The following is a 17,125-nucleotide window of genomic DNA, read 5'->3' as shown; positions in this document are numbered from 1 at the left end:
CGTGAGAGTGTCCTCTCGCAATGTATGAGAGTCAACTCTCACGCTTTTCGCGCTGCTTGTGGCGGCGCGCGGCGAGGTCCGCCGCGCGGGGGACATGCCGGGGCAGGGGGGATGTCGAATCGTCGAATCAGGGCGCCGCCGGGGCGTCGCGTACGGCGGTGGCGACCGTGCTCGTCGCCGTATCGGTCGGACCGGTCGCCCGACCCCGGGCTCAGCCGCCGCCCTTGACCGCCCAGGCGGGGTGCCCTTCCGTGGCCGCGTCGGTGCTGAGCCGCCGTTCGCCGGTGCCGTCGGCGCGGACCGCCCAGATCTCGGGAGTGGCGAGCGGGCCGCGGACGAAGGCCACCCACGCGCCGTCGGGAGACCAGTCGGGGTCCATCTCGTGGGCCGGGGTGGCGGCCAGCGGCCGGTCGCCGGTGCCGTCGGTGCCGACGAGGCGGATGTCGCCCTGCGTGCCCTTGCCGTAGTCGCCCGAGGTGTAGGCGAAGACCTTGCCGTCGGGGGACCAGACCGGGTCGAGGGCGGGCCGGGGCAAGTCGGTGATCCGCTGCGGGGCGGCGCCCGGCGTCGTCGGATCGACCATGTTGATCTGCCAGTTGCCCGTCCCCTTCTCGACGCAGATCGCGATACGGGTGCCGTCCGGTGACCAGGAAGGGTCCTCGATACGGGTGCTGCCGGTGGTCATCTGCTGGGCGGAGCCGTCCGCGACGTCCACGACGTAGAGCTGCTGGACGCCGCCGGTCTTGCGCAGCACGGCCAGTTTGCCGCCGTCGGGAGACCAGGAGACCCGGCCGCCCGAGGTCTCGGCGATTCGCTTGGCGCCGGTGCCGTCGGCGCCGACCGTCCACACCGAGGTGTCCTGGGCGGTCCTGCGGGTGAAGGCGACGGTCTTGCGGTCGGGCGACCACTTGGGGAGGAAGTCGCACGGGCTGCCTGACGCGAGCCGCTTGAGGCGGTCGGTCGTGCTGTCGCGCAGCGCGATGTAGGAGTGGCAGGTGGCGGGCCAGCCGGGGGCGGTGTCCACCCGGACCAGCAGCGGCACATCGGGGAACGGCGCCGGGGTCGGCGGCGCCGACGAGGCGGTCGTGGTGTGCCCGCCCGAGGGAGCGCCCGCGTTGTCGTCCTTCGCGGAGCCGGACGTCCACGGATGCCAGACCAGCGCCCCCGCGACGGCGGCGGCCACCACGACAAGACCCACGGCCGCGGTCCCCTTGCGCCGGTCGCGCGGCGGCCCCGACGGCGGACCGAAACCGGGCGTCGGGGTGGGCGCGGGCGTCGGCGGGCCGCCGTACCCCTGCCCCGGACCGTACGGGGACGCGAGCGGCGACGGCGAACTCCCCGCCGGGGGCCCCGCGTAGGAGGCGGTCGGCGCGGACGCGGCGGCGGGCCCGGTGGCGTGGGGCGGGGGCGGGGGCGTCGAGACCGCGGGCGGTACGGCCTGCGGCTCCACCTGCGTCAGCAGCGCCGTCGCCTCGGCGGGCAGCCAGTCGCCGTCCTCCGGGTGACGTACCGTCAGCCTGCTCAGGAACTCCGAAGGGGTGGGCCGCGCGGCGGCTTCCTTCGACAGACACGCGGCCACCAGCGCGCGCAGTTCGTCAGGTACCGCCCTGAGGTCCGGCGACTCGTGAACGACCCGGTAGTGCCGGGCCGCTGACGGGCCATCACCGAAGGGCGCGCCTCCCGCCGCCTGGCTGAGCACCACGCCCAGCGCGAACATGTCGACCGCCGCGGTGACCTGACCGCCGGTCAGCTGCTCGGGCGCGAGAAAGCCGGGGGTGCCGATCTGGAGCCCGGTCTGGGTCAGCGCCGTGCCGTCGAGGGCGCGGGCGATGCCGAAGTCGATGACGCGCGGGCCGTCCTCGGCCACGATGATGTTCGCGGGCTTGAAGTCGCGGTGGATCACCCCCGCCCGGTGGATCGCCTCCAGCGCCTCCGCCAGCCCGGCCGCCAGCACCGTGAGGGTGTCCGTCGGCAGCGCGCCGACATCGGCGAGCACGTCCGCCAGCGTGGGCCCCGGCACGAACGCCGTGACCAGCCAGGCCGGTTCGCCGTGCGGATCGGCGTCCACCACGGGCGCGGTGTGGAAGCCGCCGACCCGGCGCGCCGCCGCCACCTCGTCGGCGAAGCGGCGCCGGAATCCCGGCTCGGTGCTCAACTCGGGGCGTACGACCTTGACCGCCACCGCCCGGCCGGACCGCGACCGGCCGAAGTACACCACACCCATTCCGCCTTGGCCGAGCCGGCCGGCCAGCCGGTATCTGCCTTCGCCCACGGAAGTGGGATCACCCGCTTCGAGCGGCTTCATGGTTCCCCCCATTCGCACCGTCCGCGCGGTGACGGGATCTCCCTACCGCCCCGCACGGGACCAGTCAAGCACCGCCCGGCGCGGGTCCGCCCACTCCTTCACTCCGGTCCTTCACCCGCCCTTCCCCGTGCGTACGCCGGGGGCTGCTTCCCTGGGCACATGGACCACATCACATTCCTTGTGGCACTGGTCATCGTCACGGCCCTGGCCTTCGACTTCACCAACGGTTTCCACGACACCGCCAACGCGATGGCCACGTCCATCGCCACGGGAGCGCTGCGGCCGAAGGTCGCCGTCCTGCTCAGCGGCGCGCTGAACCTGGCGGGCGCCTTCCTGTCGACGGAAGTCGCGAAGACGATCTCCGGCGGCATCGTCGACGACGCGCTGGTGACCCCCGGCATGATCTTTGCGGGCCTGGTGGGCGCCGTCCTGTGGAATCTCATGACCTGGCTGCTCGGACTGCCGTCCAGTTCCTCGCACGCGCTCTTCGGCGGCCTGATCGGCGCCGTGTGGGTCGGTGCGGGCCGGCACGGCGTCCACTTCGGCAAGGTCGTCGAGAAGATCCTCATCCCCGCCGTGGCCTCGCCTGTCGTGGCCGGGCTCGCGGCGCTCGCCGCGACGTACCTCGCCTACCGGCTCACCGGCCGGGCCCGTAAGGACACCGTCTCCAAGGGCTTCAGGATCGGCCAGATCGCCTCCGCCTCGCTGGTCTCGCTGGCGCACGGCACCAACGACGCGCAGAAGACGATGGGCGTCATCACCCTCGCGCTGATCTCCTGCGGAGCGCTCGGCCACGACGCCGGTCCGCCGGTCTGGGTGATCCTCGCCGCCGGCCTGGCCATCGCGCTCGGCACGTACCTGGGCGGCTGGCGGATCATCCGCACCATGGGCAAGGGCCTGGTCGACATCGAGTCGCCGCAGGGCTTCGCCGCGGAGTCGGCGTCCACCGCGGTCATCCTGTCCTCCGCGAATCTGGGCTTCGCCCTGTCCACCACGCAGGTCTGCTCCGGCGGCATCCTCGGCGCGGGCATGGGACGCAAGCTCGCCGAGGTCCGCTGGGGCACCGCGGGCCGGATGGCGCTCGCCTGGCTGGTGACGCTGCCCTCGGCCGCGGCGGTCGGCGCGGTGGCCGCGAGCGTCGTCGTGCACGGCGGTACGCCGGGCGTCGTGGTGATCGCGCTGATCGCCGTCGCGGTGGCGGGCGGCATCGTCGTCCTCTCGCGCCGCAACCCGGTCCACGCCGACAATGTGAACCACGGCCACACCACCTCCGTCCGTCCCGCCGCGCCCGCCGGCGCGGGCGTCTGAGCGGCGACGCCACCGGAATCACCGGCATCATCGGGGAAAAGGGGAACAGCAGTATGAGTGTGGACTGGAACGCGCTGGGCGAGGTGGCCGCGGTGAGCTTCGGCGTCACCGTCGGCGTGGTCGTGGTCTTCGCGGTCGGGGTGCTCGCGCTCTCCGCCCGCGACACCGTACGGGCGTCGGGCGGCAGCGGCACGGGACAGTTCGCGGGCGCCGGGGCGTGTTTCCTGGCGTGCGCGTGCGCGGTGCTCTACGGGCTGTATCTGATCATTCCGCAGTTCCACTGAGGCCACCCGCGGTGGCTGAGGACCACCGGGTCCACTGACGGTTCCACCGGCGAAGGGCGGGCGAGCGATGAGCGCAGGCACCGACGGCTCCGCACTCCTTGCGGGCATGCATGTCGACTACACCGACCAGGACGACCCGGTCCTGGTCAGGGCGGACGGCAGCGTCGTCGACACCTGGCGGGAGAACTACCCGTACGACACGCGGATGGAGCGGCCCGAGTACGAACTGCACAAGCGGCTCCAGCAGATCGAACTGCTGAAACTCCAGAGCTGGGTGAAGGAGACCGGCCAGCGGCTGGTCATCGTCTTCGAGGGCCGGGACGCCGCGGGCAAGGGCGGCACCATCAAACGGTTCATCGAGCACCTGAACCCGCGCGGCGCACGGGTGATAGCCCTGGAGAAGCCGACCGAGCGCGAGAGCGGGCAGTGGTACTTCCAGCGGTACGTCGCCCACCTGCCGACCGCGGGCGAGATCGTGATGTTCGACCGCTCCTGGTACAACCGGGCGGGCGTCGAGCGGGTCATGGGCTTCTGCTCGGACGACGAGTACCACCGCTTCATGCGGCAGGCCCCGGCCTTCGAACGGATGCTGGTGGACGACGGCATCCACCTGGTGAAGTTCTGGTTCTCGGTCTCGCGCGACGAGCAGCGCACCCGGTTCACCATCCGGCAGGTCGACCCGGTGCGGCAGTGGAAGCTCAGCCCGATGGACCTCGCCTCGCTCGACCGCTGGGACGACTACACCGCCGCCAAGGTGGCGATGTTCCGTGAGACGGACACCGCCTACGCGCCATGGACGGTGGTCAAGAGCAACGACAAGAAGCGGGCGCGCGTCGAAGCCATGCGCAGCGTCCTCGCCCGCTTCGACTACGCGGACAGGGACGACGAGGTGGTCGGTACGCCCGACCCGCGCATCGTCGGCTCCGCGGCCACGCTGCTGGAGCGCGGTGAGGACACGCTCTGAAGCGCGGTGAGGAGACCGTCTGGATGCGGGCGCGGGTCCGGGGGCGGGCACGGACGCACGTACTGGCACTGGCACAGGCACGGCTGCGGACGAGGTTCCGGAGCCCGGCGGTTCCTGACCGGAATCCCGTGCCCGCCCCGGCGCGTCACTCTCCGGTGAAGTGGCGACAGGCTCCTACGATGTGACGAAATGTCAGAGTTCACCCCGTAGGAGCCTTCATGCTTCGCTTCTCGCGAGCCTGTGCCACCGGTCTCACCGCCCTCACGCTGTTGACCGCCCCCGTGGCCCAGGCCGTCGCGGCGGACAGCGTCGCCATGGCGCCCGCCGTCGCCCGACCCGCCATCACCGCCAAGGCGACGGTCAGCGCGATCAACGCATGGCAGCAGTTCCGGATCTACGGCGCGACCAAGAACATCAAGGTCGGCACGCGGGTGACGCTCCAGCAGATGCAGGGCAAGCGCTGGGTCTCGCTGCCCGCGTCGATGAACACCAACCACGACGCCACGTACAACCTGCGGGTCAAGCTGGGCATCAAGGGCCTCAACAACCTGCGCATCGTCGGCGGTGGCGGGATCTCCAACGTCGTCAAGGTCACGATCCGCTGACGCGGCGAACAGCGCGCAAGCCGCTCACGGCGCTCACGGCGTCAACAGCGCGAGCACCGCGTCAGCCGCGAGGACCGCGACAGCCGTAAGGCGTCGCGAGGCGTTCGGCCGCGGGTACGGAAGATGCGCTCCGGGCCCGCGGCCGTGCTCCCGCCGATGCCACCGATCCCGCCGTTCCCGTCGCACGCGCCGCTCTCCTCACCGATGTCACGCGGCGGTCGGCGGCAGCGACACCAGCGGTTCGTGGGCGATCACGGTCGCCTCGACGGGTGTCGGCAGCAAGGTCACCATCCGCACACGGGGGTTGTGGGCGGGGGAGGAGACCAGGGTGCGTACGCGGTACGGGGCACGGCCGCCCGGCGGGATCAGCAGCCGGACCTGACCGTCGTTGTGCAGCGCCATCCGTCCGCCCCGGCCGACCGTCTGCCACAACACGCCCAGCTCCGGGTCGAGTTGCAGCTCCGCGACGATACGCCGCAGCTCCGGCTCTTCGCTGATCCCCGCCTCCAGCCTGAGCTGCCGCAGGTACGGCACCGCCCAACTCGCCTGCCAGTCCCCGCACAGGCGTCGCGCGTAGGGCGAGAAGAGGATGAAGCGCAGCAGATTCGCCGGCGGCCGCTGGCCCTCGGGCTCGAACAGGCCGCGCCAGGCCGCGTTGTCCTCGTGGATCCGCCACGTGCTGTCGAGAACGAGCGCGGGCACCTGGAGCGCGCGCAGGTACAGCCGCCAGCCGCTCATCGCCTCCAGGTCCGGCTGCGCCGGGCCGGTCGGCGCGAAGCCGCCGGTCACGATGAACCACAACTCGTCGCGCTGGTACGGGTCGAGGCCGAGGGTGCTCGCGAGGCTGTCCAGCCGGTGGACCGGCACCGGCCGGCCGCCGCCCTCCCAGTCCTGGTACAGCCGCGGCGAGATGTCCATCCGGTGCGCCACCGCCTGCTGGCTCAGCCCGGCGGGGCGGTGTCCCGTGTGCCCGCTGCCCGGCTCCGGCGGCCCCGCGTAATCCTTGCGGGCCTGCCGCAGAAACCCGCGGATGAGCGGGGTGGTGCTGTTCGAGCCGCGCGTCATGACCGTTCCCCCCGGATGCTCGGCCCGCGCCCGGACTGACCAGTGGCGTGCCCAGCCGCAGAATGCGCTTACCAGTCGATCGTGTTCGCTGGACGCATGGGGTGTCAACCGACTTGGCCGACCCCCACCACCTGCGCAAACCCGTCCTCAGCGGTCGAATCCCGCCCTGCGTCAGTGGTCGGTCGCCGTCCGTGGCAACGTCGTTGACCTGCGACGACGTACCGACCAGTGGCAGTCGGCAAGCGCGCTCGCTACGCCGCCGCCACCATTGTCCAGTTGGGTCGCTGTCTCCTTTTGGACACCTCAGGTGGCCTGCGCGAAGCCGTTCACCGGGCATTACGTACTCGGGGGTTCGTAGCCAGCGGTTGTCGGGTGGGTAAAGATCGAGGTGTGGTCGGGTACGGCGCCGAATGTGACTTCGGCCGGTGCGCGGCCTCGGGGGGAACGGCATGCCGTCGGCTCCGGGAGGGCTCGTGAACGTTCAGGCGTAGCGAGGGAGTTGTCGGCAGGCCGATCACCATCACGCGGAGGTCCCGCGTGCGCACCACCCGCCGCGGGCGACGGCCGGACCGCCGCGGCGACACGACTTCCGGCCCGTGGATCCCCCGAATGTCCGCGGGCCGGGGCTGCCGGAGGCGGCACTCCACCTGGTGTGGAGGCCGCCGAAGGCAGTCGGCGGGGGCACCACCTGGGCCTGGTGGCGCCCCCGCTGGTACGTCACGGCCTTCAACGGGTCACCCCAGCCGGTCAGTTCAGCGGGTAGACCTTCATCAGGGCCGGGTCGCGGGCGAGTTTGAGACCCGCCTCGAAGCGGCTTGAGGCATTGAGGCGGTCCATCAGTTTGGCGACCGCGCGCTGGACCGTGCGGCGGTGCACGCCCATCTTCCGGGCGATCTGGTCGTCGCTCAGCCCGCTCGCCATCAGCCGGATGACCGTGCGCTCCTGGTCGTTGACCTCCGGGCCCTCGGCGGGCGCGGGCGGCGCGGCGAGGACGACGGGGGAGGCGCGCAGCCAGTAGTCCTCGTACAGCGCGGTGTAGCCCTTCAGGAGGGCGGAGCCGCGGATCAACAGCATGGACTCGCCCGGCCGTTCGGGGTCGCCGGGCACGCACGCGGTGTGCCGGTCGAAGAGCAGGATGTCGAAGGGGGAGTGCTCCAGGAGCCGCACCTCGACGCCGATGTCGAGCAACCGGTGCAGATACCACGTGTACTTGGGGGAGCGCAGCAGCGACTCGGGGTAGATCACCCGGACCCGGATACCGCGCGAGGTCAGCTTCGCGTCCTCGTCGAGCGACGCCTCCAGCGCCTCGGCCGGGGGCATCGGACCGGGGTGCATCGAGTCGCAGGCGTCCAGGACGGCGGCGTTGAGGTCCCGCACCGTACGCGTCCTGCGCTTGCGGTCGCCGAGCCGTTCCACCGCGACATCGGCCGAGTCACGGGCGACGGCCGGGCGGAAGACGGTCATCAGGGACTCGGTGACCCGGCGCAACGAGTGCGCGTCCCGCAGTTGCCTGGCGGTGTTCTCGTTGTAGGTGTCCATCGCGTGCGCCATGGCCGCGTCCGGATCGACCGGTTCGACGACCGCGCCCACGATCCGGATCAGGCCCAGCTCGTCCAGCCGCCGCCAGCCGCCCGCGGATTCCGCGGCGTCCAGACCGGCCGCCTCCGCGACCTCCGCGATCCGTCCCTCGCCCATGTCGCGCAGGGTCCGGTAGAGCGTGAGCGCCGCCGCCTCGTCGCGCTGGAGGTGCGCCGCGGACACGGCCGGGTGGTCCGGCGGGACCGGTCCGCCTCTGGACGCGCGCAGCGTCACCGGGATCTCCTCCAACCGCGATCGGCAAACGGTGCGTGCCTCCGCCCGCGTGTACGGCTCGACACTCTATGACGCGACACCGGCGTTCGCAGGGGTGTTCGGGTGGGGCCGGTCGCTCATTGCGGACAACCCGTCACGGACCGCACGGCGAGGCATCCGCACATTGCGAACCCTTTACCCGCGCCGGTGCCGTCCGGGCCTTCAGGCGCCGTCGAAGGCGGCGAACGCCGGTCCGGGGTCGCGGAAGCGCAACAGCAGCATCGCCGCGTCGTCGTGCAGCGGCCCCTCCGTGTGCTGCACCAGATCGGTCCGCAGCGCCTCCAACGCCGCTTCCGGATCCGGGTCCTTGAGGAAGTGCGCGCGCTGCCCCAGCGGATAGAAGGCGCCGGTGTGGTCGCGGGCCTCGGTGACACCGTCGGTGTAGAGCAGCATCTGGTCGCCGGGTCCGAAGGGGACGGCGAACGGCTCGGGAGCGTCACCGCCGTGCACGCCGAGCCCCAGCGGCATCGCGTACTGCGGCGGCTCGGGGAAGCACGCGCCGCCGTCCTGGCGCAGCACCATCGGCGCGGGATGGCCGAAGTTGAGGAGGGTCGCGCCGCGCTCCTCGCTGATCTCGGCGATGATCGCGGTGACGAATTTCTCGCCGCTCAGCGCCCGGTCGGCGGCCCGCTGCACCCGCTCGCCGACGCCCGTCAGATCCCGTTCGTCGTGCGCGGCCTCACGGAAGGCGCCGAGCACCACGGCGGCGGTCTCCACCGCTTCGAGGCCCTTGCCCTGCACATCGCCGATGATCACCCGCACGCCGACCGGCGACGCGACGACCTCGTACAGATCGCCGCCTATGCGCGCCTCGGCGACGGCGGAGGTGTACGACACGGCCGTGCGCAGATGGCCCGCGCTGCGCGGTACGGGGCGCAGCAGGACCCGCTGGGCGACCTCCGCGATCGACCGTACGTTGGCGAATTCGGTCTCGCGGCGCTGGCGCATCACGGCGGCGATCACTCCGGCGACCGTCACGCCGATCACCGAGGCGAGGGCGCTGAAACCGCGCCGCTCCTCGAACAGGCCGTCGTAGACGCCCAGGGCGCACACGAGCGCGACGGCCAGGGCCCCGACCAGGGCGGTCCGCCGCCAGCCGCCGACCAGACCGGAGAAGGCGGGGCCGAGCGAGACCAGCGGCAGCAGGCCGACACTGGTCCCGACGCTCACGTCCACCACGGCGACCACGGCCATGAACACGTACGGCAGTGCGGTGAGCACCGGCGGTGTCCGCCCGGCGACTGACACCTGCGGCGAGAGGTCGGGGTGGGGCGTCGGGAGGCGGCGGCCGAAGGATATTCGTCGTGTCACGGCCACCTCCCTCTCCCCGGCTCAGGCTAGGCAGATGATCCGGGGCCGGAGGAACACACCCTACTCATTGTCACCTGTTCAGGGGGCAACTCGCACCTGTGAACACCCTGAGATCTCCCGTCCCTCCCTTCCGGCGCGTCGCAGGTCGGTGCGGGTCCGGGGCGGCGCCCACAGGCTGAGCGGAGGGCTCCCCGGCTCAGGCGGAGGTCTCCAGCAGCCGCCGCAGATCCTCGGCCATCCGCAGCGCCGCCGCGCGCCCGTCACCGCCGAGCGAGCCGCTGTCGGCGGGCCGTGCGCGGTCCACGACCACCCGCAGCGCCGCCGCCGCGTGCCGGGCGAAGAGCGCCAGCAGATCCAGTTCGTCCAGGCTCGACCTGGACTGCGGCACGGGATCGAGGACTTCCAGCACCCCCAGCACCCGGTCACCGTGCGTCAGCGGCGCGGCCATCAGCGAATCGGGCACGTACTCCGTGGACTCCGCGAAGTCCCGGTCGAAGGACGCGCTGTGCGACAGGTCGTCCACCACCATCGGCTCACCCGAGGAGACCACCCATCCCGCGATCCCGCTCTCGGCCGGGAAACGCCGTCCCACCAGGAAGCTCTCGCCCTGGCCCGAGACGGCCTGGAAGACCAGCTCGTGGCTCGACTCGTCCAGCAGGAACACCGAACTGGCCTGGGCGCCGAAGATGGCCCGTGCCGTGTCGACCACCGACTGCATCAACTCCTGCGACAGCGGATCCGTCGCTGTGTTGCTCTGTGTCACGAAGCACCCCTGATGCCCAGTTGGACGTTGGCCGCGGAAAGGTAGAGCGCGTTCTTGAGCTGGAAGGTCGTCATCCGGCGGTGCCGGGACAGAATGCGGGCGCAGAGCCCGGCGATGTACGGCGTGGCGAAGCTGTTGCCCGTCGTCCTGATCGTCGCCCCGCCGAGCCAGGCCACCTGGACGTTCTGGCCCGGCGCGAAGAATTCGACCGGCGGGCTCGGGTTGTACAGGTGCAGATCGGGATCGTCCTCCTGGTGGCTGCCCACCGAGATCACCGAGGCGAAGCGCCACGGGTAGCTCTCCACCGGAGTGTTGTGCGCGGAGGCGACGATCGCCGTCCCCCGGAAGTACGCCTCGTCGGCGAGGACCCGCAACTCCTCGGCGAACTGCGGCCTCGTCGTGGACAGGCTGAGATTGATCACGTCGAAGCCCTGCCGGATCGCCCAGCGCAGTCCCGCGAGCAGGACGTCGCCGGTCCCGCCGAACCCCTTGCCGAGCACCTGCACGCTGTACAGCTCGCAATCCGGCGCGGTCCTGCGGATGATGCCCGCGCAGGCCGTGCCGTGCCCGCAGGTGTCGGTCGCCGTCGTCTCGACCACGCTGGTGCCCGTCTCGTCCTTGCGCACCGTCCACGCGCCGTCGACCGGGCCGATCAGCGGATGGCCGTCCTCGACACCCGAGTCCACCACGCACACCCGCACCCCGGCGCCGCGCGCGTCGTCCCAGCTCCGGTCGAGCGCGGGCAGCTCGCCGTCGGCGGTGATCAGCACGTCCTCGGGGCGCTTGCCGCGCAGCGTCCAGGTGAGTCCGGGGCCGGCGCCGTGTTCGGCGGTTTTCATCAGCAGCCTTTCGCGTTCTGGCGTTGTCGCCTTCCGATGCGGTGGTGGCCCGAGAGGCCGGAGCGGGAGCGGACGGGCGCCGGTCGGCGCCCGCGGCTCCGGTGCCCCTGGTCCTGGCGCCTCACGGCGGACCCTCCCGCCATCGCACGGCGCGGCGCGCCCCCGGCACATGGCCCTTGGCGCCGAAGTGCCGGGCGGCCTGCGCGGCGGCGCTCGCGGACTCCTCGGTACGGCCCGCCAGGCGCAGGACGTCGGCCCGGTCGAGCCAGGCCACCGCCAGGACGACGGGCGAGTCGGTGCCGGACGCGGTCCGCACCGCCCGCTCCGCCAGCGGTGCGGCCTCCTCGGCCGCGCCGCGCGCCGCGGCGATCCTGGCCAGCAGCCCGTCGAGGTCGGCGGCGTCCGAGGCGGCGAGTGCCGTGTGTCCGGGGTCCGGCGCGGTGGCCAGCCTGGCCGCGGCCTCGTCGTGACGGCCCGCGTCCACCAGCAGTCGCGCCGCGTCCCTGGCCACCGCGTCCCGCAGGGCCTCGGCCTGCAACTCCCGTGCTGCGCCGTCCGCTTCGTCCAGCAGACCGAGCGCCCGGCTCCCGTCGCCCGCCAGCGTCGCCACCGCCGCGGCGAACAGCGGCAGCACCACCCGGCCCTCGGCGTAACCGAGTTCACCGGCCAGCCGCTCCGCCCCGGCGAGACAGGCGTGCGCGTCGTCCCAGCGCTCCTGGAGCGCGAACAGCACGGCCAGCGGGCAGTTGAGGGTCAGCCGTACGGTGGGGCGACGGTCGCCGTGCTCCGCCAGCAGGCGGCGACTGCGCGAGACCGCCGAGGGGACCGGCTCGGGCCCGCGCCACAGCGAGACGCCGATCGCGCCCAGCGCCAGGGCCCGTTCGGGCTCGGCGCCCGAGCGGCGCGCGTGGTCCAGGGCGCGGGAGAGCAGGACATCGGCCTCGCCGTGCCTGCCGTGCAACTGCCGCTCCTGCGCCAGCCGGATGCACGCCCGTGCCTGCCCGAGGTCGTCGCCCGCGCTCTCGAAGACCGGCAGCGTCCGCTGGGCGACGCTCCCCGCGCTGCTCCCGTCGGGGGCCGCCGACACCGCGGCCAGGGCGAGGTCGGCGTGCGCGGCCTCCACCGGCCGCACCGCGTCACCCGGCGTGGCGTCCGCGGCGGCGAGCACGCGCAGCAGCAGCGCCCGGCCCTCGTCCGTCCGCCCGGTCGCCAGCAGCACGTCACCGAACCGCCGGGCCGCCGCGGCCCACTCCGGCTCGCCCTCGACGGTCAGCTCCACCGCCCGCTCCAGCAGCCCGCCCGCCCACGCCAGATCCGAGCGCGCGAGCGCCCTGGAACCGCCCTCGATCAGCAACGCGGCGGCCCGCAGGCGCAGTTCGTCCGTCTGCGGGCCGAGCGTGCCCAACTCGGCGCGGTAGCGGTAGGCGCGCTCCAAGTGGCCCGCCACGGCGGCGGCATCCTCGGCGCCGCGCGTACCGGGAGCGCCACCGCCGAACAGGACGCCGCCGTACGGGGCGGCGCCTTCCCCCGCGCTCCCCGCCGCCGTGCCGCCGCCCGCCAGCCGCGCGGACAGCGCCGCCGCGGCCCGCTCGTGCCGCTCCGCCCTCGTCCGCTTGGCCATCGACTGATACGTGACCTCGTGCACGAGACCGCTGCTGAAGCGCAGCCGGTACGGGGAAGGCCCCTGCCGGTCCGCGGGCCGCAGCAGGCGGTGACTGCTGAGCATGCCGAGCGCCGCGCCGACCGCGCCGTCCAGCGCCGGGTCGCCGGACCCGGTCTCCGCCGAGGGCGGGTCCGCGTCGTGCAGCGCGCCGCCGGGCGCGCCTTCCCGGTCCCCGCCCACCAGTTCGGCCACCTCGTCGGCGCTGAACTCCCGGCCCACCACGGCCGCGATGTCCAGCGCCGCGCGCTCCGCCCGGCCGAGCGCCCCGATCCGGGCGCCGAGCAGCGCCTGCAAGGTTGTCGGCACATCGCCTCCGCCGTCGGGGCGGTAGCCGGACTCGGGCTGCGCGAGAGCGGCGATGAGCTGTTCCAGATAGAACGGATTGCCGCCCGCGGACTCCAGCACCTGCGGCGGCACGCCCGTACCCCCCTCTTGGGACGGCGCCCCGCCGTCCCAGTGCGCCCCGACCTCGGTCAGCGCTTCGGCCACCGCCTCGGCCTCCGTCGCCGTCAGACCGGGCAGCGTCAAGGAGAGCGAGCGCGGGCCGCCCTCGCCCCAGCCTGCGCCGCGGTCGAGCAGGTCGGGGCGGGCCGCGCAGACGAACAGCACAGCGGACGCGGTGAGTTCGGCGCTGAGCGCGCTGACCATCGTCAGCAGCGGGTCGCTCGCCCACTGGAGGTCGTCCAGCACCAGCACGACCGGCCGTCTGCGCGCGAGCGCGGCCAGCAGACCGGTCAGCGCCGCGCAGGTGTCGTCGGTCGACGGATTCGGTGTGCCGTCCTCCAGCAGCCCGGCCGACAGTACGGCCAGCGCCGCGTCGATCTCCTGGCGCTCGGGGGAGGGCTCTCCCGCGCGCGCCGGGGACTGGGCGATCTCCGGGAAGGCGTCCAGGAGTTGGCTCACGGCGTCGGCCAGCGGCGCCAGGCTGCCGCGTTCACCGTACGTGCGGCAGCGGCCCGAGCCGTAGCGGAAGGCGCGGCCCGACCGTTTGCGCCACTCGTGGATCAGCCGGGTCTTGCCCATCCCGGCCTCACCGAGGACCGTCACCAGATTCGGGCCGCGCCCGGCGCGGTCCGCGACGGCGCGGAACGTCGCCCACAGAGCGTCCAGTTCACGGTCCCGGCCGACGAAGGGCACATCGAAGCGGCGGGTCAGCTCCGGCTCCTCCTCGACCACGTCCAGCAGCCGGTAGGCGGTGACCGCGTCCTCCTTGCCCTTCAACCGCAAGGGGCCGACGCGCTCGGTGACCGCTGTCGCCCCCGCGGCCCTGCGGCTCTCGGGACCGATCAGGACCTCGCCCTCACCGGCGTTCTGCTCCAGCCGGGCCGCGACGTTCACCGTCTCGCCCGACACCAGTGCCTGACGGGACGACACATCCGAGGCCGTGACCACCGGGCCGGTGTTGATGCCGATCCGGACACCGATCCGAATGCCGAGCGTCGGCTCCAACTCCGTTTCGTTGAGCCGCTGTATGGCGTCGAGCATCGCCAGGCCCGCGGCCAGCGCCCGCGCCGCGTCGTCCTCGTGCGTCACCGGCACGCCGAAGACGGCCATCACCGCGTCGCCGATGAACTTCTCGACCGTGCCGCCGAACTGCTCCAGGCACTCGCGCATCAGGTCGAAATAGCGCAGCACCACCGTGCGCAGCGTCTCCGGGTCGAGCACACCGGACAGCGCCGTCGAGCCGACGAGGTCGCAGAAGACGACGGAGACGACCTTGCGCTCCTCGACCGCCGTCACGGGTGCGGGGGAGTCGGCCGGTGTGCCGCAGGACGGGCAGAAGCGCGCGTCCTGCGGCAGGTCGCCGTCGCACGAGGCGCAGCGCGTGGTCATCTCGTCTCCCCGTCCCTTCCCCGTGTCTTCCCGATGGTGTGGACCCCGGTCTCTTCCCGATGGTGTGGACCCCGGTCGCGGGGAGATGTCAGAAGAGCGCCCCGCCGGCGATCTCGCTGTGGGCCTGCACCTCGGGACCCACCTCGTCCAGCCGGGCCTTGATGTCGAGCATCATCGACAGCTCCTGACTGCTCAGCCCGCGCAGCACCTCGCGCTGTTCGTCGGTGAGTTCGCCGACGCCGAAGCCGTGCGACTCCAGCACCACCAGCGCGTCGTCGGCTCCGTCGCCTGCCCGCTCCGCGCTCTCCCCGCCCCGCGCCGCCGTGTCACTCATGAGGTGTACGTCCCTTCCCTGAGGTGTTCCGGCTCCGCTGTCCGGCCGATGCGCGCGAAAAGCTCCACAAGTCCGTCCACGGTGTGCAGCGCGCTCATCACGACCGCGCGTACCTGGGCCTGGTCCAACGGCAGCGCGTCGAGCAGCGCGAAGAGCGCGGCGGTGTGCCCGGTGTCCAGTTCGGCGTGGCCGCGTACCGTGCGCAGCGCCGCCTCCGGCACGCCCGCGGCGGCGATCCGGTCCGCCAGCCAGGGCGCGGGCGCGTTGCTCTCCAGCACCGCGATGTAGCCGAGCAGCGCTACCGGATGGTGGTGCTCGATCCAGTAGTACTGCGCGCCCGCCAGGCGCGCGACGCCGGGTATGGGCTGCTCGGCGAGGACCGCCGCTGGTTCCCCGCCCAGCGCGGTGATGTCACCGAGCAGCCAGTCGTCGTGGCCGCGCTCCTCCTCGATGTGCTCCCGCAGATAGTCCGTGAGCGGCTCGCACAACGGGTCGCGCGGGCCGAATTCCGCCAGCCGCGCCACCGCCCGTTCCATCAGCGGCACCGAGGCGCGGACGACTCCGTGCATCACCGTCAGATACGTGGCGTAGCGCGCGGCGAGTCCGGGCGGTCGCCACACGGCCGCGGTCGTCGCCCGCACGGCGGGGGCCGTCAGCAGCAGCCGGACCCGCAGCGCGGCGCCCGCGCCCGCCGTACCGACCGTGGTCATCGCCGCGCTCCGGGCAGGTCGACCAGGTCCGCGTAGGGCGCGCAGCCGTGCCGCCGCACCAGCGTGGCCGCGCCCGCCTCGACCTGGCCGCGGGCCGCGTACCGGTCGAGCAGCGCCCCCACGGGCCCGCTGGCCGCCGCACTCGCCGCGGCCAGCGCCTCCGGATGGTCACCGAGTGCCCGGCAGCCCGCGCAGTAGTCGGGGCGCGCGGCCGCCTGCTCCGCGCCGCCGTACCGGTGCAGGAGGTGGGCCGGGCCGACCGTCCTGATCATCCGCAGGACCGGAGAGGTACGCGCCCGTACGGCGACCGACTGCCAGTCGTCGGTGGCGATGTGACCGAGCGTCAGGTGACGCGGGGCGGGCCTGCGGTCGACGACCCGCTGATTGCAGCAGGCGACCACCGTGCCGTCGGCGGCCACCACCGGCCACGCGGCCATCGAGCACGGCAGCGCCCGCTCGGGGTCGGGCGCCGCGGTACCGGGCAGCGCGGCACCGGGCAGCGCCGTGTTCGCGGCGGCCCAGGACGCGGCGCGTCCCACCCGGCGCAAAGAGTTGACGAGCATCGGGACGCGGTCGCCGAAGGTACGGCGGATGTCGGCGGTGACGTCCGCGAGGTAGGGGTCGTCGGGGCCGGCGCCGACCAGGTGGAAACTGGTGGCCACTCCGGCCTCCAACACCCGCCGGATCAGGCCGAATACGGACCTGCGGTCGACCTCGCGCTCATGGAAGGCGTCAAGGCTCACCGAGAAGTGGTCGACGGAGGTGACGGCCCGCCAGATCCGCTCGGGAACAGGCGCGGAATCGGGCACGGGAGCGGGCAGCGGGCCGGCGCCGGAGGTGAGGTGTCCCGCGCCGTGGTCCGCCCGGCCGACGAAGAAGGCGCCGGTCAGCAGCGCCGTCCTGGTACCCGCCGCGCGCGCCGTGGCGGCGAGGTCGGTGACCAACTCGGGCCGCAGCAAGGGCTCGCCGCCGGTCATCATCAGCACCGCAGGGTGCTCGGCCGGGGTGAAGGTGGAGACGAAGGCGCGCAGCCGGTCCGCGTCCGGCTCGTCCGCGGCCATCGTGGCGGCGGTCGAGCAGTGCGCGCAGTGCAGGGGGCAGCGGCCGGTGACGGTCAGGAGCAGTCCCGCGCCGGGTTCGGGGCGCAGCGTCATGAGTTCGGCGAGTTCCATCGCGTGCTCCCTTCCTCGTCCACCGAAGTCTCGGCGGGGCCGGTTCGAGGTCGGGGTCATGGACGGTTGGGAAACGGTAAATCCGCAGCTCACCGGCGCGCCTGGTGGCGTGTTCCGT

14 protein-coding genes are annotated in these 17,125 nt (G+C 73.0%); 4 read left to right on the top strand and 10 right to left on the bottom strand.

Going from position 1 to position 17,125, the window contains the following annotated elements; all coding sequences use genetic code 11:
* Positions 1–211 precede the first annotated feature (211 nt).
* On the bottom strand, positions 212–2,272 hold the full coding sequence (locus ABZX65_RS19100; RefSeq protein ID WP_355340835.1) for a protein kinase: 2,061 nt from the start codon (positions 2,270–2,272) through the stop codon (positions 212–214).
* Between the two features lie 192 nt (positions 2,273–2,464).
* Between ABZX65_RS19100 and ABZX65_RS19095 the strand changes: the two genes are divergently transcribed.
* The 4 genes from ABZX65_RS19095 (at position 2,465) to ABZX65_RS19080 (ending at position 5,466) form a co-directional block, all read left to right on the top strand.
* Positions 2,465–3,613: an inorganic phosphate transporter gene (locus tag ABZX65_RS19095; protein WP_355340832.1), complete on the top strand. Its 1,149-nt coding sequence runs from the start codon at positions 2,465–2,467 to the stop codon at positions 3,611–3,613.
* Positions 3,614–3,666: 53 nt separating this feature from the next.
* On the top strand, positions 3,667–3,897 hold the full coding sequence (locus ABZX65_RS19090; protein ID WP_355340829.1) for a hypothetical protein: 231 nt from the start codon (positions 3,667–3,669) through the stop codon (positions 3,895–3,897).
* 67 nt (positions 3,898–3,964) lie between these two features.
* The gene (gene ppk2, locus ABZX65_RS19085; RefSeq protein ID WP_355340826.1) at positions 3,965–4,861 is read left to right on the top strand and encodes a polyphosphate kinase 2; all 897 of its coding nucleotides are present in this window, start codon (positions 3,965–3,967) and stop codon (positions 4,859–4,861) included.
* 218 nt (positions 4,862–5,079) lie between these two features.
* Positions 5,080–5,466, top strand: coding sequence for a hypothetical protein (locus ABZX65_RS19080; RefSeq protein WP_355340823.1), 387 nt, complete (start codon positions 5,080–5,082; stop codon positions 5,464–5,466).
* Between the two features lie 207 nt (positions 5,467–5,673).
* On the opposite strand, the gene ABZX65_RS19075 is transcribed toward ABZX65_RS19080, so the two are convergent.
* The 9 genes from ABZX65_RS19075 to ABZX65_RS19035 form a co-directional block, all read right to left on the bottom strand.
* Positions 5,674–6,531, bottom strand: a complete 858-nt coding sequence (locus tag ABZX65_RS19075; RefSeq protein ID WP_355340820.1) for a helix-turn-helix domain-containing protein — start codon at positions 6,529–6,531, stop codon at positions 5,674–5,676.
* Positions 6,532–7,278: 747 nt separating this feature from the next.
* Entirely contained in the window at positions 7,279–8,343 is a 1,065-nt protein-coding gene (locus ABZX65_RS19070) for a helix-turn-helix transcriptional regulator (protein WP_355340817.1), read from the bottom strand.
* A 201-nt stretch (positions 8,344–8,544) separates the two neighbouring features.
* A complete protein-coding gene (locus ABZX65_RS19065) occupies positions 8,545–9,576 on the bottom strand; it encodes a PP2C family protein-serine/threonine phosphatase (protein WP_355341317.1) in 1,032 nt (343 codons plus the stop codon).
* A 313-nt stretch (positions 9,577–9,889) separates the two neighbouring features.
* A complete protein-coding gene (locus ABZX65_RS19060; protein ID WP_188285584.1) occupies positions 9,890–10,411 on the bottom strand; it encodes a GAF domain-containing protein in 522 nt (173 codons plus the stop codon).
* A gap of 41 nt (positions 10,412–10,452) precedes the next feature.
* On the bottom strand, positions 10,453–11,295 hold the full coding sequence (locus ABZX65_RS19055; RefSeq protein ID WP_355340814.1) for a S8 family serine peptidase: 843 nt from the start codon (positions 11,293–11,295) through the stop codon (positions 10,453–10,455).
* A gap of 121 nt (positions 11,296–11,416) precedes the next feature.
* Positions 11,417–14,791: an adenylate/guanylate cyclase domain-containing protein gene (locus ABZX65_RS19050; protein WP_355340811.1), complete on the bottom strand. Its 3,375-nt coding sequence runs from the start codon at positions 14,789–14,791 to the stop codon at positions 11,417–11,419.
* Between the two features lie 88 nt (positions 14,792–14,879).
* Positions 14,880–15,125 carry an aroma-sacti cluster domain-containing protein gene (locus ABZX65_RS19045; protein ID WP_355340808.1) on the bottom strand — a complete coding sequence of 82 codons (246 nt, stop codon included), beginning with the start codon at positions 15,123–15,125 and terminating at the stop codon, positions 14,880–14,882.
* Positions 15,122–15,835, bottom strand: coding sequence for an iron-containing redox enzyme family protein (locus tag ABZX65_RS19040; RefSeq protein WP_355340805.1), 714 nt, complete (start codon positions 15,833–15,835; stop codon positions 15,122–15,124). Before ABZX65_RS19040 ends, ABZX65_RS19045 begins: the two co-directional genes overlap by 4 nt.
* The gene (locus tag ABZX65_RS19035) at positions 15,832–17,007 is read right to left on the bottom strand and encodes a radical SAM protein (RefSeq protein ID WP_355340802.1); all 1,176 of its coding nucleotides are present in this window, start codon (positions 17,005–17,007) and stop codon (positions 15,832–15,834) included. Before ABZX65_RS19035 ends, ABZX65_RS19040 begins: the two co-directional genes overlap by 4 nt.
* Positions 17,008–17,125: the final 118 nt, after the last annotated feature.

Source organism: Streptomyces sp. NPDC003300, assembly GCF_040610915.1.
GTDB lineage: Bacteria > Actinomycetota > Actinomycetes > Streptomycetales > Streptomycetaceae > Actinacidiphila.
The sequence above is the reverse complement of the archived record's forward strand: the minus strand, read 5'-3'. Positions and strand labels throughout refer to the sequence as shown.

Bases quoted from the DNA above. Each gene is read 5' to 3' on its own strand.
- ABZX65_RS19045 (WP_355340808.1), bottom strand. From the start codon at position 15,125: ATGAGTGACACGGCGGCGCGGGGCGGGGAGAGCGCGGAGCGGGCAGGC.
- ABZX65_RS19065 (WP_355341317.1), bottom strand. From the start codon at position 9,576: ATGGCCGTGGTCGCCGTGGTGGACGTGAGCGTCGGGACCAGTGTCGGC.
- ABZX65_RS19080 (WP_355340823.1), top strand. From the start codon at position 5,080: ATGCTTCGCTTCTCGCGAGCCTGTGCCACCGGTCTCACCGCCCTCACG.
- ABZX65_RS19040 (WP_355340805.1), bottom strand. From the start codon at position 15,835: ATGACCACGGTCGGTACGGCGGGCGCGGGCGCCGCGCTGCGGGTCCGG.
- ABZX65_RS19035 (WP_355340802.1), bottom strand. From the start codon at position 17,007: ATGGAACTCGCCGAACTCATGACGCTGCGCCCCGAACCCGGCGCGGGA.
- ABZX65_RS19060 (WP_188285584.1), bottom strand. From the start codon at position 10,411: ATGCAGTCGGTGGTCGACACGGCACGGGCCATCTTCGGCGCCCAGGCC.
- ppk2 (WP_355340826.1), top strand. From the start codon at position 3,965: ATGAGCGCAGGCACCGACGGCTCCGCACTCCTTGCGGGCATGCATGTC.
- ABZX65_RS19075 (WP_355340820.1), bottom strand. From the start codon at position 6,531: ATGACGCGCGGCTCGAACAGCACCACCCCGCTCATCCGCGGGTTTCTG.
- ABZX65_RS19090 (WP_355340829.1), top strand. From the start codon at position 3,667: ATGAGTGTGGACTGGAACGCGCTGGGCGAGGTGGCCGCGGTGAGCTTC.
- ABZX65_RS19055 (WP_355340814.1), bottom strand. From the start codon at position 11,295: ATGAAAACCGCCGAACACGGCGCCGGCCCCGGACTCACCTGGACGCTG.
- ABZX65_RS19050 (WP_355340811.1), bottom strand. From the start codon at position 14,791: ATGACCACGCGCTGCGCCTCGTGCGACGGCGACCTGCCGCAGGACGCG.
- ABZX65_RS19095 (WP_355340832.1), top strand. From the start codon at position 2,465: ATGGACCACATCACATTCCTTGTGGCACTGGTCATCGTCACGGCCCTG.